Source organism: Paludicola sp. MB14-C6, from assembly GCF_030908625.1.
Taxonomy (GTDB): domain Bacteria; phylum Bacillota; class Clostridia; order Oscillospirales; family Ruminococcaceae; genus Paludihabitans.
Genome location: NZ_CP133133.1, coordinates 837,813 through 855,850 on the forward strand (window position 1 = coordinate 837,813; position 18,038 = coordinate 855,850).

The 18,038-nt window shown below is 32.2% G+C and carries 17 protein-coding genes; 10 read left to right on the forward strand and 7 right to left on the reverse strand.

Annotation, left to right across the window (positions count from 1 at the left end; all coding sequences use genetic code 11):
- Nucleotides 1-75: 75 nt before the first annotated feature.
- The 3 genes from vanR (at nt 76) to RBG61_RS03985 (ending at nt 3,326) form a co-directional block, all read left to right on the forward strand.
- Complete coding sequence (vanR, locus tag RBG61_RS03975) at nt 76-771, forward strand: VanR-ABDEGLN family response regulator transcription factor (RefSeq protein WP_307947191.1); 696 nt, start codon at nt 76-78, stop codon at nt 769-771.
- Nucleotides 764-1,882 carry a sensor histidine kinase gene (locus tag RBG61_RS03980; protein WP_373889724.1) on the forward strand — a complete coding sequence of 373 codons (1,119 nt, stop codon included), beginning with the start codon at nt 764-766 and terminating at the stop codon, nt 1,880-1,882. Before vanR ends, RBG61_RS03980 begins: the two co-directional genes overlap by 8 nt.
- A gap of 115 nt (nt 1,883-1,997) precedes the next feature.
- Nucleotides 1,998-3,326, forward strand: a complete 1,329-nt coding sequence (locus RBG61_RS03985) for a M15 family metallopeptidase (protein ID WP_307946003.1) — start codon at nt 1,998-2,000, stop codon at nt 3,324-3,326.
- A 95-nt stretch (nt 3,327-3,421) separates the two neighbouring features.
- Here the strand turns inward: RBG61_RS03985 and RBG61_RS03990 are convergent, their stop codons facing one another.
- Nucleotides 3,422-4,138: a DNA alkylation repair protein gene (locus tag RBG61_RS03990; protein WP_307946005.1), complete on the reverse strand. Its 717-nt coding sequence runs from the start codon at nt 4,136-4,138 to the stop codon at nt 3,422-3,424.
- Nucleotide 4,139: 1 nt separating this feature from the next.
- Nucleotides 4,140-4,355, reverse strand: a complete 216-nt coding sequence (locus RBG61_RS03995) for a DUF1653 domain-containing protein (RefSeq protein WP_307946006.1) — start codon at nt 4,353-4,355, stop codon at nt 4,140-4,142.
- A 157-nt stretch (nt 4,356-4,512) separates the two neighbouring features.
- Here RBG61_RS03995 and RBG61_RS04000 point away from each other — a divergent pair, with 157 nt between their 5' ends.
- The 5 genes from RBG61_RS04000 (at nt 4,513) to RBG61_RS04020 (ending at nt 8,905) form a co-directional block, all read left to right on the forward strand.
- Nucleotides 4,513-7,035: a heavy metal translocating P-type ATPase gene (locus RBG61_RS04000; protein ID WP_307946008.1), complete on the forward strand. Its 2,523-nt coding sequence runs from the start codon at nt 4,513-4,515 to the stop codon at nt 7,033-7,035.
- 30 nt (nt 7,036-7,065) lie between these two features.
- A complete protein-coding gene (locus RBG61_RS04005; RefSeq protein ID WP_307946009.1) occupies nt 7,066-7,329 on the forward strand; it encodes a metal-sensing transcriptional repressor in 264 nt (87 codons plus the stop codon).
- A gap of 108 nt (nt 7,330-7,437) precedes the next feature.
- Nucleotides 7,438-7,839: a hypothetical protein gene (locus RBG61_RS04010; RefSeq protein ID WP_307946011.1), complete on the forward strand. Its 402-nt coding sequence runs from the start codon at nt 7,438-7,440 to the stop codon at nt 7,837-7,839.
- Nucleotides 7,840-7,860: 21 nt separating this feature from the next.
- Nucleotides 7,861-8,409, forward strand: coding sequence for a signal peptidase II (locus tag RBG61_RS04015; protein ID WP_307946012.1), 549 nt, complete (start codon nt 7,861-7,863; stop codon nt 8,407-8,409).
- 43 nt (nt 8,410-8,452) lie between these two features.
- Entirely contained in the window at nt 8,453-8,905 is a 453-nt protein-coding gene (locus RBG61_RS04020; protein WP_307946013.1) for an NUDIX domain-containing protein, read from the forward strand.
- 520 nt (nt 8,906-9,425) lie between these two features.
- Here RBG61_RS04020 and RBG61_RS04025 read toward each other — a convergent pair.
- A complete protein-coding gene (locus tag RBG61_RS04025; protein ID WP_307946014.1) occupies nt 9,426-9,674 on the reverse strand; it encodes a Smr/MutS family protein in 249 nt (82 codons plus the stop codon).
- A gap of 549 nt (nt 9,675-10,223) precedes the next feature.
- Here RBG61_RS04025 and RBG61_RS04030 point away from each other — a divergent pair.
- Nucleotides 10,224-11,498 carry an adenylosuccinate synthase gene (locus RBG61_RS04030; RefSeq protein ID WP_307946015.1) on the forward strand — a complete coding sequence of 425 codons (1,275 nt, stop codon included), beginning with the start codon at nt 10,224-10,226 and terminating at the stop codon, nt 11,496-11,498.
- A gap of 129 nt (nt 11,499-11,627) precedes the next feature.
- Complete coding sequence (locus RBG61_RS04035; protein ID WP_307946017.1) at nt 11,628-13,229, forward strand: CTP synthase; 1,602 nt, start codon at nt 11,628-11,630, stop codon at nt 13,227-13,229.
- Between the two features lie 129 nt (nt 13,230-13,358).
- Here RBG61_RS04035 and RBG61_RS04040 read toward each other — a convergent pair whose 3' ends face one another.
- The 4 genes from RBG61_RS04040 to RBG61_RS04055 form a co-directional block, all read right to left on the reverse strand.
- Nucleotides 13,359-15,389 (reverse strand): FtsX-like permease family protein, encoded by a 2,031-nt coding sequence (locus RBG61_RS04040; protein WP_307946019.1) that lies wholly within the window; start codon nt 15,387-15,389, stop codon nt 13,359-13,361.
- The gene (locus tag RBG61_RS04045) at nt 15,379-16,146 is read right to left on the reverse strand and encodes an ABC transporter ATP-binding protein (RefSeq protein ID WP_307946021.1); all 768 of its coding nucleotides are present in this window, start codon (nt 16,144-16,146) and stop codon (nt 15,379-15,381) included. The genes RBG61_RS04040 and RBG61_RS04045 overlap by 11 nt, the downstream gene beginning before the upstream one ends.
- Nucleotides 16,147-16,264: 118 nt before the next feature.
- Nucleotides 16,265-17,278 carry a sensor histidine kinase gene (locus tag RBG61_RS04050; RefSeq protein ID WP_307946023.1) on the reverse strand — a complete coding sequence of 338 codons (1,014 nt, stop codon included), beginning with the start codon at nt 17,276-17,278 and terminating at the stop codon, nt 16,265-16,267.
- Between the two features lie 18 nt (nt 17,279-17,296).
- Nucleotides 17,297-17,965 carry a response regulator transcription factor gene (locus RBG61_RS04055; protein WP_307946025.1) on the reverse strand — a complete coding sequence of 223 codons (669 nt, stop codon included), beginning with the start codon at nt 17,963-17,965 and terminating at the stop codon, nt 17,297-17,299.
- Between the last annotated feature and the right edge of the window lie 73 nt (nt 17,966-18,038).

An 18,038-nucleotide genomic window follows, 5' to 3' on the forward strand; every position in this document is an offset into this window, starting at 1 on the left:
TTTTATGAATTTGATTTTAACTTAAAATATGGTATACTGAATAATAATATTGTGTTTTGTAAAGGTGTGATTTTATTGAACCCCCAAATACTTATTGTTGATGATGAAAAGGAAATTGCAGATTTATTAGAAGTATATTTAGCAAATGACAATTATTCGGTAAAGAAAGCTTTTAACGGAATTGACGCAATGCAATTGATTGAAACAGAAAAATTCAATTTAGCAATATTAGATGTTATGCTCCCTGACATTAGTGGATTTAACTTATGTAAAAAAATTAGAGAAAAGCATTTTTTCCCTATTATAATGTTAACTGCTAAAGTTGAAGATATTGATAAAATAACGGGATTATCTTTTGGCGCTGACGATTATATAACCAAACCTTTTAATCCGCTAGAAGTAGTTGCAAGAGTAAAATCTCAGTTACGAAGATATTCCAATTACAATAAGCAAATTGAATTAGACAGTCAAAGCAAATTATACGATATAAGAGGTCTATATGTTGATGTAGATACTCATATATGTACTTTGTTTGATGAAAAGATAGATTTAACACCAATTGAATTCTCTATTTTGTGTTATTTATGTGAGCGAAAAGATAAAGTTGTGTCCTCTGAAGAATTGTTTGAAGCTGTTTGGAAAGAAAAATTTTATGACAATAATAATACAGTAATGGCTCATATCGCACGTCTTCGAGATAAGCTACATGAGCCGGCAAGAAAGCCAAGATTTATTAAAACAATATGGGGAGTAGGTTATAAACTTGAATAGTCAAAACCATTATATAAATCAATACAAAAAGAAATTAACTACTTATATTATTTCTCGTTTTTTGATATCCATGTTTATCTATAGCGCCAGTCTTGTAATGTTAATGCTTATTGGTATCAGCATCACAAGTCTCCATGCTTGGCAGCCCTATGATTCCCTTTACAAAGCGCTCAAAGTTATAGACAATAATAAAGTATTAGTCATTACTATATTGATTTTACTTGGGCTAATCATTTTCTTTGCTCATTACTGGAAAAAAACATTATCTTATTTAGAACTGGTTGTTGAAGCAACGAACGACATTTATTTTAATAAAAATGAATTTATACAGCTACCGCCTGAACTTAAAGATATAGAAAATCAGCTCAATCATATAAAAAGCAACATTCAAAAAAGTAATTATGCAGCTAGAGAAGCTGAGCAAAGAAAGAACGATTTAATCGTTTATCTTGCGCATGATTTAAAAACTCCTCTTACATCTGTATTAGGATATTTAACATTACTAAGAGATGAAAAAGATATTTCATGCGAATTAAAAAGCCACTACTTAACTATTGCTACTAGTAAAGCGCAAAGATTGGAAGATTTAATTAACGAATTTTTTGAAATTACTAGGTTTAATCTTACAAATATCGAATTGTGCTATAGCAATATTAATTTGACTCTCATGATCGAGCAATTAGCATCAGAATTTGCACCGATGCTACAAGATAAAAATCTAACATTTCGTTTTAATTTACAGCATAATATTGAAATAAAATGTGATCCTGATAAATTACAAAGAGTGTTTGATAATATTATAAGAAATGCAATCAATTACAGCTTTGATAATGGTATTATTGATATCACGCTGACGGAAAAAAACAACGAAGTAGAGATTATTTTTACTAATGATGGGAATACAATTTCTCCTGAAAAATTGGAAAGGATTTTTGAGCAATTTTATCGTTTGGATGTTTCTCGTGCAACTAATTCCGGAGGTTCCGGACTTGGTCTTGCAATTGCCAAAGAAATTATTTTATTACACAAAGGCAAGATAATAGCCAATAGCGAAAATGATAAAATTACATTTAAAATTCTTCTTCCGAATGGCTGTAAGAAAATTGTATGATTTTATTCAGAAAGAAATCAGTTTCTCGTTTGGAATAGTTAAAACTAAAAATGCCTAATGGTGATATTCTTAGAATATAGCCATTAGGCATTTTCAATGTAGAAAGGATTAACTTATGAAAAAGCGTTACAAAATAAAAAAATCTTTTACTTTATTTACTGTTATTATCTTAATGCTAATCGTTATTGGTATAATATATACGGTAGCATATAATTTATTAAATATAAGTAATGATACAAAAGATATGAATTATAATTCAAGCGAGTCTTCCACATTATCTGAAACACAAAATACAACTTCGTCAAATAATTGGAATTTAATTTTAGTCAACCCATGGAATAGATTACCGAACAATTTCAAGATTGAGCTTACATTATTAAGCAATGGTCACTCTATAGATAAACGAGCATACTCGAATTTACAAAAAATGATGGATGATTGTAGAAATCAAGGTCTATCACCCGTAATCTGTTCATCATACAGAACAACTGAAAAGCAGCAATCACTATATAACCAAGAAGTCCGTGGATACATTTCCCAAGGAAACGACAAAAAAACTGCGGAAGCGAAAGCTGCCATGTGGGTAGCAATACCAGGAACCAGTGAACACCAAACAGGATTAGCTGTAGATATTGTTGCAAAAAGCTACCAAACGTTAGATAAAAAGCAAGAAAATACTGCAGAACAAAAATGGCTAATGAAAAATTCATATAAATATGGTTTTATTTTAAGATTTCCTTCTGATAAAAGCGAACTAACCGGAATTAACTATGAACCATGGCATTATCGCTATGTTGGAGAAAAAGCTGCAAAGGAAATCTATGAAAAGAAAATATGTTTAGAAGAATATTTAAAATCTTTGAATAACAACAATAATAAAAATAGCGACAGCATAACCAACAATAAACTTATATTAGTAAATTCAGATCATCCTCTATCAAAAAACTATACTGTGGATTTAGTTAACATTGACAATAAAAAAGGAGTTACGGTACAAGTTGCCAAGGAAATTAACGAAAGTCTTATTGATTTGATGAAAGAAGCAGAAAATAGCAATATAAAGCTTTGTATTAACGCTGCATATCGTAGTTATGAACAGCAACAAAAGTTATTTGATGAGCGTGTTAATAAATACGTTAATGAAGGTCTATCAACAACTTTAGCGAAAGCTCAAACAATTAAATGGGTTGCGTTACCTGGTGAAAGCGAACATGAAACCGGGCTTGCTATTGATTTTGGCGTTCTTGGAGATACAACATGGGAACAGGGGTATAGTTGGTTAGAGAAAAATGCTTTTAAATTTGGATTTATTTATCGCTATCCTAAAGACAAAATAAATATAACCAAAATATCCAATGAGCCGTGGCATTATCGCTATGTTGGTATAGATGCTGCTAAAGAAATGAAAGAGAAAAAAATATGTTTAGAAGAGTACTTAAAGTAAGAATGCTAATTCATGTTTAAAGTAGACCGGATAAACCTTTTATTGAAAATCTTATAAGCGTAAATAATCGCTCACGAAAAACCGTGAGCGATTATTTATGTTTGTTTCATTTTCCGAATTTCAGCTTTTTTATCTCGACTTACTTGATTCGATTCACTTATTTTTTGCAACGCTCTATTATAAGTAAAATCATCCAAACTACTATGTTTCAAAAACGATATTGTTTTCTCTTCATATTTCACATAGCACATAGAAATACACCATGCTACTGCCATTTTTACATAGTATCCGTCTTGATGAATATTTTCCATTAAAGAGAGTATCGTATCAATATATTCGTCATTAATATAATAAAATAATATCAATACAACGGCAAAGCGAATATTATATTCGTTATCTGATAACAAATATGGCTTAATAAAATCGAATACCTTATCAGGGTATTCTTTCGCAATTTTAAGGCCTGCACAAAAAGAATCACACACAGCCCAATTGTTAATACAAGGCACAAACTCTGCAATCAGCTCAAAGTGTTCTAATAAATCTATTTTTACTTTTGTAATGACCAAGCCCTTTAGCATGGTTTCTTCGTAATATTGATCATTTACGTAAGTAAGGTATTCTTTCCAGTTTCCCTTTACAATTTGTATAGCTATCTTTTGTAATAATGGCATACGAACACCAATAACATTATTGACATTAGGAAGAAGCCTTTGATTAAATATCTGATATTTTTTATCTGCTAACTCATGAATATACAGTAATAAATTATCGTAATCACTTTGTGTCCAAGTCTTTAATGTAAAATTCATATTATTCTCCGATATAAGTAAAGCGTTGAAAAGTGTTACCGTCACGCTGCACTGTTTCTAAAAACATAGATAATGGACGCACCCATAAACCATATTCTCCATAAAGTGCTTGATAAACGACCATTTCTTCTAATGTTTCAGAATGCCTTGCAAGACCGATAACACGATATTCGTTGCCTTTGAAATGACGATATTTTCCCAATTTAATTTGCTCCATTTTATATCCTGCCTTTTATAAAATTTTAATTTAACAACTGTATTATACCACATTCTTTATCTTTCGCATCTTTTTTTATCTTAAAATACTACTTGACAAAGTACAGAAATTCAGTATAATGAAATCATGCACCCCCTCTGGGGTATGGGAGGTTAAAATGAAAAGAAAGTTTAATATACAAGGTATGACTTGTTCTGCTTGTTCTGCTCATATTGAAAAAAATATAAGTAAGCTTCAAGGAGTAAAGAACGTACAAGTCAATCTATTAAGCAACAATATGGTTGTTGAATATGAAGAAAATCAACTAAATGACCAAGCAATTGTAAAAGCTGTTGGTGATGCGGGATATGGAGCGAGTATACCAAACATAAAACAGCAAAGCACAGCAAAGCCACAAGATACCATTCAAGGCGAGCTAAAAAGTATGAAAGTAAGACTCATTATTTCAATAATTTTTTTAATTCCTTTGTTCTATATTTCTATGGGACATATGATCGGCTTACCGCTTCCATCCATTTTAGCAGGACATAAAAATGCACTCAGCTTTGCATTTACTCAATTTTTGCTGTCGCTCCCTATTATCTATGTTAACTTTAAATACTTTAAAACTGGATTTAAAACACTATTCAAGGGACAACCAAATATGGATTCCTTAATTGCAATTGGATGTACTGCAGCAATGAGTTATGGAATTTACGCAATCTTTAAAATAGGCTATGGCTTTGGTCATGGAAATATGGATTTGGTTCATCGTTACTCAATGGACTTATATTTTGAATCTGCAGCTATGATTCTTGCGTTAATTACATTAGGTAAGTATCTTGAAACCAGAGCAAAAGGTAAAACTTCAGATGCTATTTCTAAACTATTAGATTTGACTCCTAAAACTGCACTTGTTATCCGAAATGAGCAAGAAATAGAAGTGGCAACCGAAGATTTAGTAATAGGTGACATTATTATTGTAAAGCCAGGTCAATCTGTACCTGTAGACGGTATCTTGATAGAGGGAAGTTCTTCTATAGACGAATCCGCATTAACGGGTGAAAGTATTCCGGTGGCAAAGCAAATAAACGACAAGGTAACCGGTGCCTCTATCAACAAAACGGGATTCTTTAAAATGAAAGCCACACAAGTTGGTGATGACACTACGCTCGCTCAAATTATCCGCTTAGTAGAAGAGGCTGGCTCTTCAAAGGCCCCCATTGCAAAACTTGCGGATAAAGTAAGCGCAATCTTTGTACCTACCGTAATTGCAATTGCACTTCTTGCAACAACCGTTTGGCTTTTATTAGGATATTCGATTGAATTTGCAATTTCAATTGGTATTGCCGTTCTTGTTATCTCGTGTCCTTGTGCGTTAGGACTTGCTACACCGACTGCTATTATGGTTGGAACAGGAAAAGGGGCACAAAACGGTATCTTAATTAAATCCGCCGAAAGTCTTGAAATTCTACACAGCATTGATACAGTTGTTTTAGATAAAACCGGAACCATTACAGAGGGAAAGCCTATTGTCACCGATTTATTCGTATATAACAATATCTTGCAGCATGAACTGCTTACCATTGCAGCTTCGTTGGAATCTTCATCTGAGCATCCGTTGGCAAGCGCGATCATGGATAAAGCCAAAGAAGAAAATATCTCATTTAGACCTGTTTTAAATTTCATATCAATTACCGGAAAAGGTATTAAAGGCGAAATTGACGGGATTACGTATCTTGCGGGTAATCAAAAATTGCTGGAAAAGCATAAAATTGATTTTTCTCCATATGAAGAGATTACAAACACGCTCACAACAGATGGAAAAACCCCGTTATTCTTTGCCGATACGCAAAAGCTACTTGGAATTATTGCGGTTATGGATACTGTAAAGCCAACAAGCAAACAAGCAATTGAAGAATTTGTTGCAATGGGCATTGAAACGGTTATGCTAACGGGTGATAACAAACAAACTGCAAAAGCCATTCAAAATGTTGTTGGTATTCAAACTGTCATTGCCGAAGTTATGCCACAAGAGAAAGAAAAACATGTTCGCCTCATTATGGAGCAAGGCAAAAAAGTTGCTATGATTGGTGACGGAATCAACGACTCTCCTGCCCTTGCTCGTGCAGATGTCGGTATTGCTATCGGTGCGGGAACGGATATTGCGATTGAATCCGCTGATGTTGTTTTGATGAAGAGTGATTTACTCGACGCTGTTTCAGCAATTCAGCTAAGTAAATCTACCCTTCGCAACATTAAACAAAATCTATTTTGGGCGTTAATCTATAACACACTTGGTATTCCAATTGCAGCAGGCGTATTCTATGTGTTACTTGGATGGAAGTTGAACCCAATGTTTGCAGCGGCAGCTATGAGTTTAAGCTCTGTTTGTGTCGTTTCCAATGCACTAAGATTAAAGCTATTCAAGCCAAAGTTTCATCATGTAATACAAAGCAAATCAATAACAAATGAAAATAAAGGAGATTTTAAAATGACTAAATCAATTATCATTAACGGAATGTCTTGTGGACATTGCTCAGCAAGAGTGGAAGCTGTATTAAATGCAATCGACGGTGTTTCTTGTACTGTAAACTTAGAAACGAAAACTGCAAGCGTAACGCTTACAAAAGAAGTAGCAGATGACGTATTAACTAGAGCAATTACTGATGCAGGATATGAAGTAGAAAGTATTGCATAACGTAATAAAATAAACAAAGAGGTGACGCAAATGCAAGCAGATAAAGAATCTACTATACGTCTTTTAAAAACCGCAAGAGGTCAATTAGACGGCATTTTAAAAATGGTTGAAGAAGATCGCTATTGTATTGATATTTCCAATCAAATTCTTGCAACAGATTCTATCTTAAGAAAAGTAAACAAGGCAATTATACAAGCACACATGAAGCATTGTGTGAAAGATGCTTTTGAAAGAGGAAATGCTGACGAGAAAATTGAAGAACTGTTAGCAATTATAGATAAAATAGCAAAATAAAAATGACAAGAGGAATCAATTTTTTCATTGATTCCTCTTGCTTATGTGGTAAAAATAGGATATACTAAAATTATCTTTGAACATATAAAGATACAAAAGGAGAATATCATGAGTGTAAAATCAATGAAAGCATTACTCATTACAAGTTGTATTGTTATCGTTTTTTTGATTGGAACATATGTTATTGCATATCAGCAAACTCCTTCTTTGGAAGCTTTAAGATTAGAAAAGGTTATTGTGAATTCTGATTATATTCAAGTTTCTGGATTCCATTATGGCGGCTTATTTAATTATGTAGGCTATACTACTCAATATAATAACGGAAACCTTTATATTAAGTTTAAAGGTGGTTGGTGGCTTCCTTGGATGGAAGAAACCAATTCCCCTGCTTTTTATCCTGTATATAACAAATATAGAGATGAGTTAACCAATGTATATCTCTATGAGCATAGTATATACAATGCAAAGTTAATTTGGAATAAAGAGCAAGGGCAAATAATTAAGAAATAACTCTAGGTGGTGCAAACTTCATTGAAAAACAAGACAACTTGGGCCTGTATTCTAGGACTTATTGCAATTGAACAAAGTATTAAAATTGTTATTAACCAATTTTTCTTTCACGAATATCGGCCAATTCTCCCCCCATATTTATATTTTAGTCCCCTTTTCAATCGTGATTACTCTTGGTTTAATTCTATGCTACAGCTTGGCGTCGGAAAATGGGCGCATATTATTACAACAACAATTATCATCCTGTTTATTATAACAGCATATATTTTTATTTCGAATACTTATCAAAAAGATAACTTGTTAAACTCATGTTTTGCTTTTCTTCTTTCCGGCTCCTTATGCTCATTTATTGACAAAGTATTTTGGAATGGCAGCTTAGATTACATACAAGTAACCGGATTTTTCACTTTTGATTTAAAAGATGTATATTTAAATGTTGCAATCGGACTTGCAATCATACTTATGATTGTAAAACGAAAAACAATCAATGATATGGATGATGCTTTATTTCTTAAAAACTATTGGAACTATACAACCAAATGGTTCCGAAAACAAGAAAACATAAAATAACAGTATTCATTGTATTGTAGATGATATAATTTATGGAGGCTTTATGTTACAAGAATCGTTTGGTGTAAAGCAAGCTGGAACTTACTATAAAGACAGAATCGGAATCTATGGTATCGGGTTTAATCAAGACCTTGAAATTCCGATTATCAAAACACCAACCGGTTATTTTCTATTAGGTGGTGGGTTGGAACAACAAGAATCACACGGACAATGTATTCAAAGAGAATGTTTAGAAGAAGCAGGTTTATCTGTTGCAGTGGGTGATTTTATCTGTAAAGGCGATAAATATCATTGGTCTGACACTCTTGAATATTCTATGCATGCAATTGGTTATTTTTATTTCATTCATTCTATTTATAAAGTTTCAGCACCAACAGAATTAGACCACGAATTACTATGGTTATCTTATTCTGAATGTATCGATAAATTGTTTTTAGATCATCAAGCTTGGGCGGTAAAAATAGCATATCAAAAGGCAGTGAGGAATATAAAGTAATGCAATTTATAATTCTATTTGTTTCTAACATTTACCTATTAATTTTATATTGTTTTTTGCGCTCATATATTTATGATTTACTACGTTCACTACAAAGTGATACTTTTATCAAAAAATACATCAAAGGATTTTGGAATCGTTTATGGTATATCAAAATAAATGAAATGAATGATTTAGGCGTTTTTTATAATGTCAATATTATAATGTCTATCGTATCGTGGTTTTCCTTTCTTAGCTGTATCCTTTTAGGATGGATTCCAGCAATTCAATTTTTACCTAAATATATAACTATTTTAGCCTTTGCTATTGGTACTCCATTAAATATATATAGTGAGTTAATCCACAACAAAAATATGTATAGTTCTTATTTCATATTGTCAAAGAAATGTAGACACAGTTCCGGAAATGATTCTTCTATATTGGATATTATTACTTTGGTTATTATTCCATTGGTTATAATTTTTCGAATAGTTTCAACTTAAATAACAAAAACCTACGACATTGTTATCGTAGGCTTTTCTTATTTTAAAATTAAGATAGTAATTCCGGGATTCATACTTTTTACTTTGGATTGGATTTTTGGATGACGTAATCCTTTTTGCACCATATTGAGCAAAACTGTGCCGTTGGAATAGCCATGAATAATTGATACTTCACGAATGCTCCCATTTACTTTGTTTAAGAATTGTTCAATATAGCGTTTGGCTTGATCACGCTGCATATTATGAATATCAATTTCTGCTTTTTGATTTGTTATATATCGTATCATATTAAAAAATCCAACCTTTTTAGAATAGTTTCAGTATATCATATTGTCATATTGAAAACAATAAAGTAATGAAATCTTTGCAGTGTTAAAATATCAAGTTTAACTTGTTTCTTGTTGAAATAAAATAAATAATGCTTTTCAATTCTGATTGAATTTAGTACATCTTACAATTTACTTTTGTTGTAAATATGAAATATGTAGTTTTGATTCTTGCAAATTATAACATATTTTATCAAATATTATGTACAATTTATATCGTTTATGAAATATCCCAATATAAATGTTTCATCATTATATTGACATGATAGCCATAATACTTTATAATTGTATTTGGCAAAATAATGTTTTTTCATGATATTTATTTATTCATGTAACAAGATTTAAACAATTACAAAGCAAAATTACAAGATAAATAGATAATTTTATTTCGCTGAGTAATGAAAATAGCAATAAACGTTGCAATTTTAGTATCAATTACATTAGATTATAACAAACTAATATAAAAAAGACAAAGTCTGTGAAAAGAACACAGCAGAATGGAGTATATTTATGATAACTGCTATTGTAGGAATTAACTGGGGAGACGAAGGCAAAGGAAGAATGGTTGACCTTCTTTCTGAAGATTACGATGTTGTAGTACGCTATCAAGGCGGAAACAATGCGGGACATACCGTTATTAATGATTTAGGTAAATTTGTTTTGAACCTATTGCCATCCGGAATTTTGCGTCCTGAAGTAACAAATGTTATGGGAAATGGTATGGTAATCGACCTTGAACATCTTTGCAAAGAAATGGATCGCTTAATTCAAGGCGGCGTTGCAATTACTCCGGAAAACTTAAAAATCAGCGATAGAGCTGTTATTTGTATGCCTTACCATGTTCAGCTGGATGTTTTAGAAGAGGATAGATTAGGTGATGCAAAATTTGGTTCAACGAGAAGAGGAATTGCACCTGTTTACGGCGATAAATATCTGAAAAAAGCAATTCGTATGGGCGATTTATTATATCCTGAAACTACAAAGAAACGTTTAGAAGGCATTATTGACTGGAAAAACTTAATGATTAACGGGGGCTATGGCGCTGAGAAAATTACAGTAGATAGCGTTATGCAATGGCTTGAAACATATGGCTCACGCTTAAAAGACTTTGTTTGTGATACGAGCGTATTTTTAAGCGAAGCAATTCAATCAGGCAAAAATGTTATGTTTGAAGCACAGCTTGGTGCGTTAAGAGATATTGATTTTGGTATTTATCCTTATACCTCTTCTTCTTCAACAATTGCAGCTTATGCTCCAATTGGCTCAGGAATTCCAGGTCAAAAATTAACAAACACAATTGGTATCATGAAAGCTTATTCTACTTGTGTTGGTGAAGGCCCATTTACTGCAGAAATGTTTGGTGATGAAGCAGAACGCTTAAGAGAAAGCGGTGGAGAGTATGGCGCTGCTACAGGTCGTCCAAGAAGAGTTGGTCCATTTGATGTTGTTGCCTCCAAATATGGTGTTCGAGTACAAGGTGCAGATGAAATTGCACTTACAAAACTAGATGTTATCTCTTATATGGAAGAAATCCCTGTATGTGTTGGATACGAAATTAACGGCGAAATCATTCATGATTTCCCATTCGGAGATCAATTAAATATTGCAAAGCCTGTTGTTGAATATGTAAAAGGATGGAATTGTGATATTAGCAAATGCAGAACCGAAAGCGATCTTCCAAAAGCTGCAATTGATTATATTAAATATATTGAGAAAACAGTTAATTGTAAAATTAAATATGTTTCTGTAGGTGCAGAACGTGAAGCTTATGTTGTAATGCAATAACTACAATTAAATACGATATTAAGTCCTGAGTTAGGAAGTTGATACTACACGTTATTTATTGTGTTATACTCATTGGACTCAATCATAAGGTTATTAAGTATATCAATAAAAGCAAGGAGATATTATAATATGACAAAGTATATTTTCGTTACTGGTGGCGTTGTATCCGGTTTAGGCAAAGGAATTACAGCAGCATCTTTAGGAAGATTACTCAAAACCAGAGGATTAAAAATTGCTGCCCAAAAGCTTGATCCTTATATTAACGTAGACCCAGGAACAATGAGCCCTTTTCAACATGGCGAGGTTTTTGTAACCGAAGATGGCTCAGAAACCGATTTAGATTTAGGTCATTACGAGCGCTTTATTGATGAAGATTTGAATAAGTATTCCAACCTTACAACCGGTAAAGTATATTGGAACGTTTTAAATAAAGAAAGAAATGGCGAATATTTAGGTGAAACAGTTCAAGTCATTCCGCATATTACAAACGAAATTAAGAATTTTATCTTTTCTGTTTCAAAAAAGACAAATGCGGACATTGTAATTACAGAAATCGGTGGCACAACTGGTGATATTGAGAGTTTACCTTTCTTAGAAGCAATTCGTCAGGTTTCATTAGAAGTAGGAAAAGAAAACTGCTTATTTATTCATGTAACACTGGTTCCTTATATTAAAGGCTCCAACGAACATAAATCGAAACCGACACAGCATTCTGTTAAAGAATTGCAATCTTTAGGTATTATGCCAAATATCATCGTTATGCGGGCTGATGAACCGATTGATGATAGTATTAGACAAAAAATAGCATTGTTTTGCAATGTAAAAAAAGATTGTGTTATCGAAAACCTAACGCTTCCTGTTTTATATGAAGCACCAATTATGCTTCATAATAACGGCTTGGATGATGTTGTTTGCAGAGAGTTACATCTAGATCCTCCTCCCGTTGATTTAACGGAATGGAAAGCCATGCTTTCACGCATAGAGCAATCTCAGCAAAAGGTTCGTATTGCTATCGTCGGAAAATATGTTAAGTTACATGATGCCTATCTTTCTGTTGCGGAAGCATTACGCCATGCAGGATACGAAAATTCTGCTAAAGTTTTAATTGAATGGGTTGATTCAGAATCCATCACCAAAGATACCGTGGATGATATCTTATCTGATATGAACGGAATTCTAGTTCCGGGCGGTTTTGGTGACAGAGGAATTGAAGGCAAGGTATTAGCTTGCCAATATGCAAGAGAGCAAAACATTCCTTACTTCGGCATTTGCCTTGGAATGCAAATTTGCGTTATTGAGTATGCAAGAAATGTACTGGGTATTAAAGATGCACATTCGAGCGAATTTACACCGGAAGGCATGAACAATGTAATTGATTTAATGCCGGATCAACAAGGTAATCTTCCAAAGGGTGGCACTATGCGTTTAGGAACATATCCTTGCAAGATAAAGCCTGGTTCCAAAATGGAGCAAGCTTATCAATCTGATCTGATTAACGAGCGTCATAGACATCGTTATGAATTTAATAATAACTATCGAGAGGCATTACAAGAAAAAGGACTTTTGATTAGTGGAACTTCACCTGATGAACACATTGTTGAAACCGTTGAAGTACCACAAAACCGCTTCCATGTTGCTGTGCAATATCATCCGGAATTCAAAAGCAGACCAAATAGAGCTCATCCTCTATTCCGTGCATTCGTAAAAGCAGCATTACAATATCAAAAGTAGCAATTTTACGTTTGACACAATTCATATAAGCCATCTCCCTTATCATTTATATACCAACAAAAGAGGTCACAGTCGAATTCGATTGTGACCTCTTTTGTTAAGAAAGAATATTATATCAATTAAATCGGATTAGCTTTTTCTCGGACGAATGATATTTTTACTGCTAAAATAAGTAGCAACGAAATATCCACCATAAATCAAAATAATAATTGCGGCAATCATTACTGTATTACCTAGAATATCAAAATCGCCAAAGGTTTTAACTAAGTTATTTGCAACCTTTATTCCAACAACGGAATGAACAATCGCTAATAATAATGGCATCATGAAGTAAATAAAAATTTGTGAAAATAGTGCTTTGTTAATCATCTTTGGCTCAGCGCCTAATTTACGAAGCAATGTATAGCGTTGTGCATTATCAGCGGCTTCGCTTAACTGTTGTAATGCTAAAACAGCCGCAGAAGTAATTAAGAAAATAATACCGATATAAATTGTTAAATAAGTCAGTACTGCTGAAAGGCCCACATTTTGTTCATATACTTTAGTCTTTGATATATAGCTTATATCTTTTGGTATATTACTACCTTTATAGACTTTATCAATTTCTTTTGCAAAAGCATCTATATCATCAGAATTTTTTAGATTAACATTTAAAGCTGAATAATATGTTGAACAGTTTTTCAATAATTCATCACTAATAATTACTGTTCCTGTATCCATTTTCATTGCTGTGGTTACGATTGTATTTTTCAACAATTCTTTATTTAACGCAATAAGCTTTTGACCGCCTATTTCAATCATTCCATTGTTATCAATAAATTCTTGAACGTACTCTCTGTTTGCTGATGAGTTACAATTTATTGCAAATTGGTTTTTCTGTAGTTTTATTGTTGGTTTACCCTGCATTTTCATAACAGCATTATATTCGCTTAATGCAACAACAGGAGCTGGCATTTTGCTAACTGCCTTTAACATATCTTCTGAAATACCAGGAATTTTAGGAGGAATAATATCTCCCATTGTTAGTTCAGTAGCATAATAGCTAAATTCAGTATAATCTTTTACATATTGATTAAAATCGACATTATGTTTTTGTAAAAAGCTTGCAATACTTTCTTTTTGTGTTTTTTCTGCTTGTTGGCCTTTTTCTAGATCAAAACTGCTTTTTTCAATCGTTATATCAAATGGTGTAATATCCTCTAAATCCTTTGTTAAAGCATCATTTAACCCCATACCGGAAGAAAGCGTTCCAATTGCTATTAACAACATTAAGCAAATGACTGTCATAGAAATAAAAGTTGTATTAATTTTGCTATTTAGTTGACGTAATACAAACATATTTAAATTTTTAAAATACAACTTTTTATTGCTTTGCACGATTTTTAATAAGAAGCCTGATAATGACATAAAGAATAAAAACGTGCCAATAGAACCAAATATAATAGCCATCCAAAAAACATAGTTAATTTGCATCATACCATTTTTGATAATACAAGTATAACCAATTGCAAGGCAAATAACGGATAGAATAAATAAAATTACAGATACCCAAATGTTTTTTACTTTTAAGCTCTCGTTTTTCTTGCCTGCAGTCAATAAGTCAATCAGTTTATATTTAGAAATGGCAATTGTGTTGAATATCATAACAATGAAATAGATTAAGCCAAAATAAACAATGGATTTTAAAAATGCTGATTGAGAAAATACAAATGTAAAGGCTTTCATATCTACTTCAAAAAGGTGAGCTGTAATAACGGATAGCCCTTGTGAAATAAAAAATCCTGCAACCAAACCAACTACCAAAGAAACAACACCGATAATCAATGTTTCTAAAATTAAGACTCTGGAAATCTTACCTTTTTCCATGCCGAGTGTCATATAGAGTCCAAGTTCTTTTTTTCTGCGCTTAATTAAAAATTTGTTTGCAAATAGAATCAAAAAACCTAATATAACAGAAATAAATACTGATACATAGCCAATAACTTGAGACATAATGTGAATAATCTCTTTTTGAGATGAATTTAACATCAACATTGCATCTTGACTTTCGATTGAGTTAAAAACATAGAAAATACAAATACCAAATGTCAAGGTTAAAAAGTAGATTGAATAGTCTTTAATACTCTTTTTAACATTATTAAGTGCTAACTTAAAGAACATTGCTATTGTCACCTCCAAGTAAGGTTACAACTTCAATAATCTTATTGAAAAACTCCTTACGAGTATCATTGCCACGAATAAGCTCATTAAAGATTTTTCCATCTTTGATAAAGAGTATTTTTTTACAGTAACTTGCTGTAAACGCATCATGTGTTACCATTAAAATTGTAGCATTCAACTCACTATTGATACGATTAAAGCTTTCCAACAGCATTCTTGCAGATTTTGAATCTAATGCTCCTGTTGGTTCATCAGCTAAAACCAAAGATGGATTTGTTACCATTGCTCTAGCAGATGCTACTCTTTGTTTTTGTCCACCAGACATTTGATATGGATATTTCTTTAAAACATCTTCAATTTCTAATGTTTTTGCTATTTCATGAACTCTAACGTCTACCTCTTTTGCAGGTGTTTTTAGAATTGTTAGTGCCAACGCAATGTTTTCGTAAGCGGTTAACGTATCTAATAGATTGAAATCTTGAAAGATAAAGCCTAACTCTTCTCTTCTAAACTGTGATAACTTTTTGGAATTTAATGTTGTAATATCTTTATTGTTAATATAAATATGTCCTGCTGTTGCAGAATCAATTGTTGAAATACAGTTTAACAAGGTTGTTTTACCACTACCTGATGCACCCATAATACCAATGTACTCACCTTTTTCAACCTCAAAGCTAATGTTATCAACCGCTTTGGTTACGTTTCCTTTATTGCCGTAATACTTTTCAATATTTAAAACCTTTAAAACATTTTCCATTATAAATACTCCTTTATTTTTTTCGTTGTATTTATCATATCACCTTTGATAAACTGTAACCATTTATTTAGCTTACAGTTACCTTACGAATTTGTAATATAGAAAAAGAGCCGTATGGCTACGTCTCAAAGATTACCATTTTACTTTTTGGAAATGCAATTTGCACAACAGTACCTTCTTTTTCAACCGAAGAAATTGATATTTGTAGCCCCATTTTATCACAAAGCTTTTTGCATAAATACAATCCTATTCCGGTTGATTTCGCAAAGTTTCTACCATTAAAGCCGGTAAAGCCTTTTTCAAAAACATAAGGTAAATCTTTTTCTTGAATGCCAACTCCATTATCCTTAATAGATAGAATTACACTATTTGATAGCTCTCGTGCATAGAACTTTAAATGAAGTGTTTCTTTTTTGTACTTCATTGAATTCACTATAATTTGTCCTAATATAAAATCAATCCATTTTACATCTGTATATACAATACAATCTAAGCCTTCAAAAGCCAATGAAGTTTGACTTTCAATCAAAGCTTTAGAATGTTTCTTTACACAGCTTTTCACAACCGTATTCAAATTGCATTCTTTTATAATATAATCTTTTTCAACAGTATTGCTCTTGGAATAAAACAATGCTTGTTCAACAAAGGCCTCAATTTTGGTTACCTCTTCTGCTACACTTTTTGAAGATGTATTCATATTATTTTCCAAAATCAACTTACTTGCAGCGATTGGAGTTTTTATTTCGTGAACCCATGTTTCAATATATTCCCTATATTCTTCTGAAGCGTGTTTATATAACCCAATTTGGTCATTCATTGATTTTGAAGACTCTTTTAGAACATCATATAAAACAATACCCTCAGCAAAGCTTGGTTTATCGATTAACTCGGCAATTAAACATTTTTGGTCGAGTGAATCTAAGCATTTGATTAATACCTTATAAAACCGTTGTTTTTGAATATATTCACCTAACAAAACCGCTATGTCCGCACCTACTAAGATGGTTACGATAAAAAGAATTGCATAGAGGTTCAGCCTAAATGTAAAAAGCATATATGCAATAAATGCAATTGCAAGTATTTGCAGTATAATAAAAATATATTTGTCTCTTAGATAATCTCTTAATTTCATATTGAATTCCTTTCAATATTATCCAATCATATAGCCTTGTCCACGTTTGGTAACCAAAAAATCATGTACTCCTATTTCCTCAAGTTTTTTTCGTAAGCGGTTAATATTTACGGTCAATGTATTATCATCGACAAACTCATCTGACTGCCAAAGATCATTCATAATATCATTTCGTGATATAATATGCTCCCTATTTTTCATAAGTAAATGCAAAATTCGCATTTCATTTTTAGATAGCTCCGCTTCTTTGTCATGAAATGAAACAATGCTTTTAGATATATCTAAGCAAACATCTTGATAAATTACTGTATTGGTTGGCTCGTTTCCAACACTTCTTCGCAATACCGATGCAATTCTTGCTAACAAAATTTGCGTATTATACGGTTTTACGATAAAATCGTCTGCGCCTAAATTCATACTCATTAACTCATCTAGTTCACTATCCCTACTAGTTACAATAATAATAGGCACACTTGACTGTTTGCGAATTTCACGACACACATGATACCCATCAAAATAAGGCAAGTTCACATCAAGTAAAATCAATTGTGAATTACTTTGCAATGCAGTTTCAACAATAGTTTCAAATTGATCTGATACTTCACAATCATATCCATAACGGGATAATAAATTACAAAGTTCTGTTCGAATAATCCTATCGTCTTCTATTATAAATATTTTAGCCATATGTGTTCCCCCTTATTGTCCATTAGTTTTATTTTATCATAATAAGATGGATATGACAACCAATAGCTTGTCA

Excerpts from the sequence above, each read along its gene's own strand:
- RBG61_RS03985 (WP_307946003.1), top strand. The coding sequence starts at position 1,998 with ATGAAAAAGCGTTACAAAATAAAAAAATCTTTTACTTTATTTACTGTT.
- RBG61_RS03990 (WP_307946005.1), bottom strand. The coding sequence starts at position 4,138 with ATGAATTTTACATTAAAGACTTGGACACAAAGTGATTACGATAATTTA.
- RBG61_RS03995 (WP_307946006.1), bottom strand. The coding sequence starts at position 4,355 with ATGGAGCAAATTAAATTGGGAAAATATCGTCATTTCAAAGGCAACGAA.
- RBG61_RS04000 (WP_307946008.1), top strand. The coding sequence starts at position 4,513 with ATGAAAAGAAAGTTTAATATACAAGGTATGACTTGTTCTGCTTGTTCT.
- RBG61_RS04005 (WP_307946009.1), top strand. The coding sequence starts at position 7,066 with ATGCAAGCAGATAAAGAATCTACTATACGTCTTTTAAAAACCGCAAGA.
- RBG61_RS04010 (WP_307946011.1), top strand. The coding sequence starts at position 7,438 with ATGAGTGTAAAATCAATGAAAGCATTACTCATTACAAGTTGTATTGTT.
- RBG61_RS04020 (WP_307946013.1), top strand. The coding sequence starts at position 8,453 with ATGTTACAAGAATCGTTTGGTGTAAAGCAAGCTGGAACTTACTATAAA.
- RBG61_RS04025 (WP_307946014.1), bottom strand. The coding sequence starts at position 9,674 with ATGATACGATATATAACAAATCAAAAAGCAGAAATTGATATTCATAAT.
- RBG61_RS04030 (WP_307946015.1), top strand. The coding sequence starts at position 10,224 with ATGATAACTGCTATTGTAGGAATTAACTGGGGAGACGAAGGCAAAGGA.
- RBG61_RS04035 (WP_307946017.1), top strand. The coding sequence starts at position 11,628 with ATGACAAAGTATATTTTCGTTACTGGTGGCGTTGTATCCGGTTTAGGC.
- RBG61_RS04040 (WP_307946019.1), bottom strand. The coding sequence starts at position 15,389 with ATGTTCTTTAAGTTAGCACTTAATAATGTTAAAAAGAGTATTAAAGAC.
- RBG61_RS04045 (WP_307946021.1), bottom strand. The coding sequence starts at position 16,146 with ATGGAAAATGTTTTAAAGGTTTTAAATATTGAAAAGTATTACGGCAAT.
- RBG61_RS04050 (WP_307946023.1), bottom strand. The coding sequence starts at position 17,278 with ATGAAATTAAGAGATTATCTAAGAGACAAATATATTTTTATTATACTG.
- RBG61_RS04055 (WP_307946025.1), bottom strand. The coding sequence starts at position 17,965 with ATGGCTAAAATATTTATAATAGAAGACGATAGGATTATTCGAACAGAA.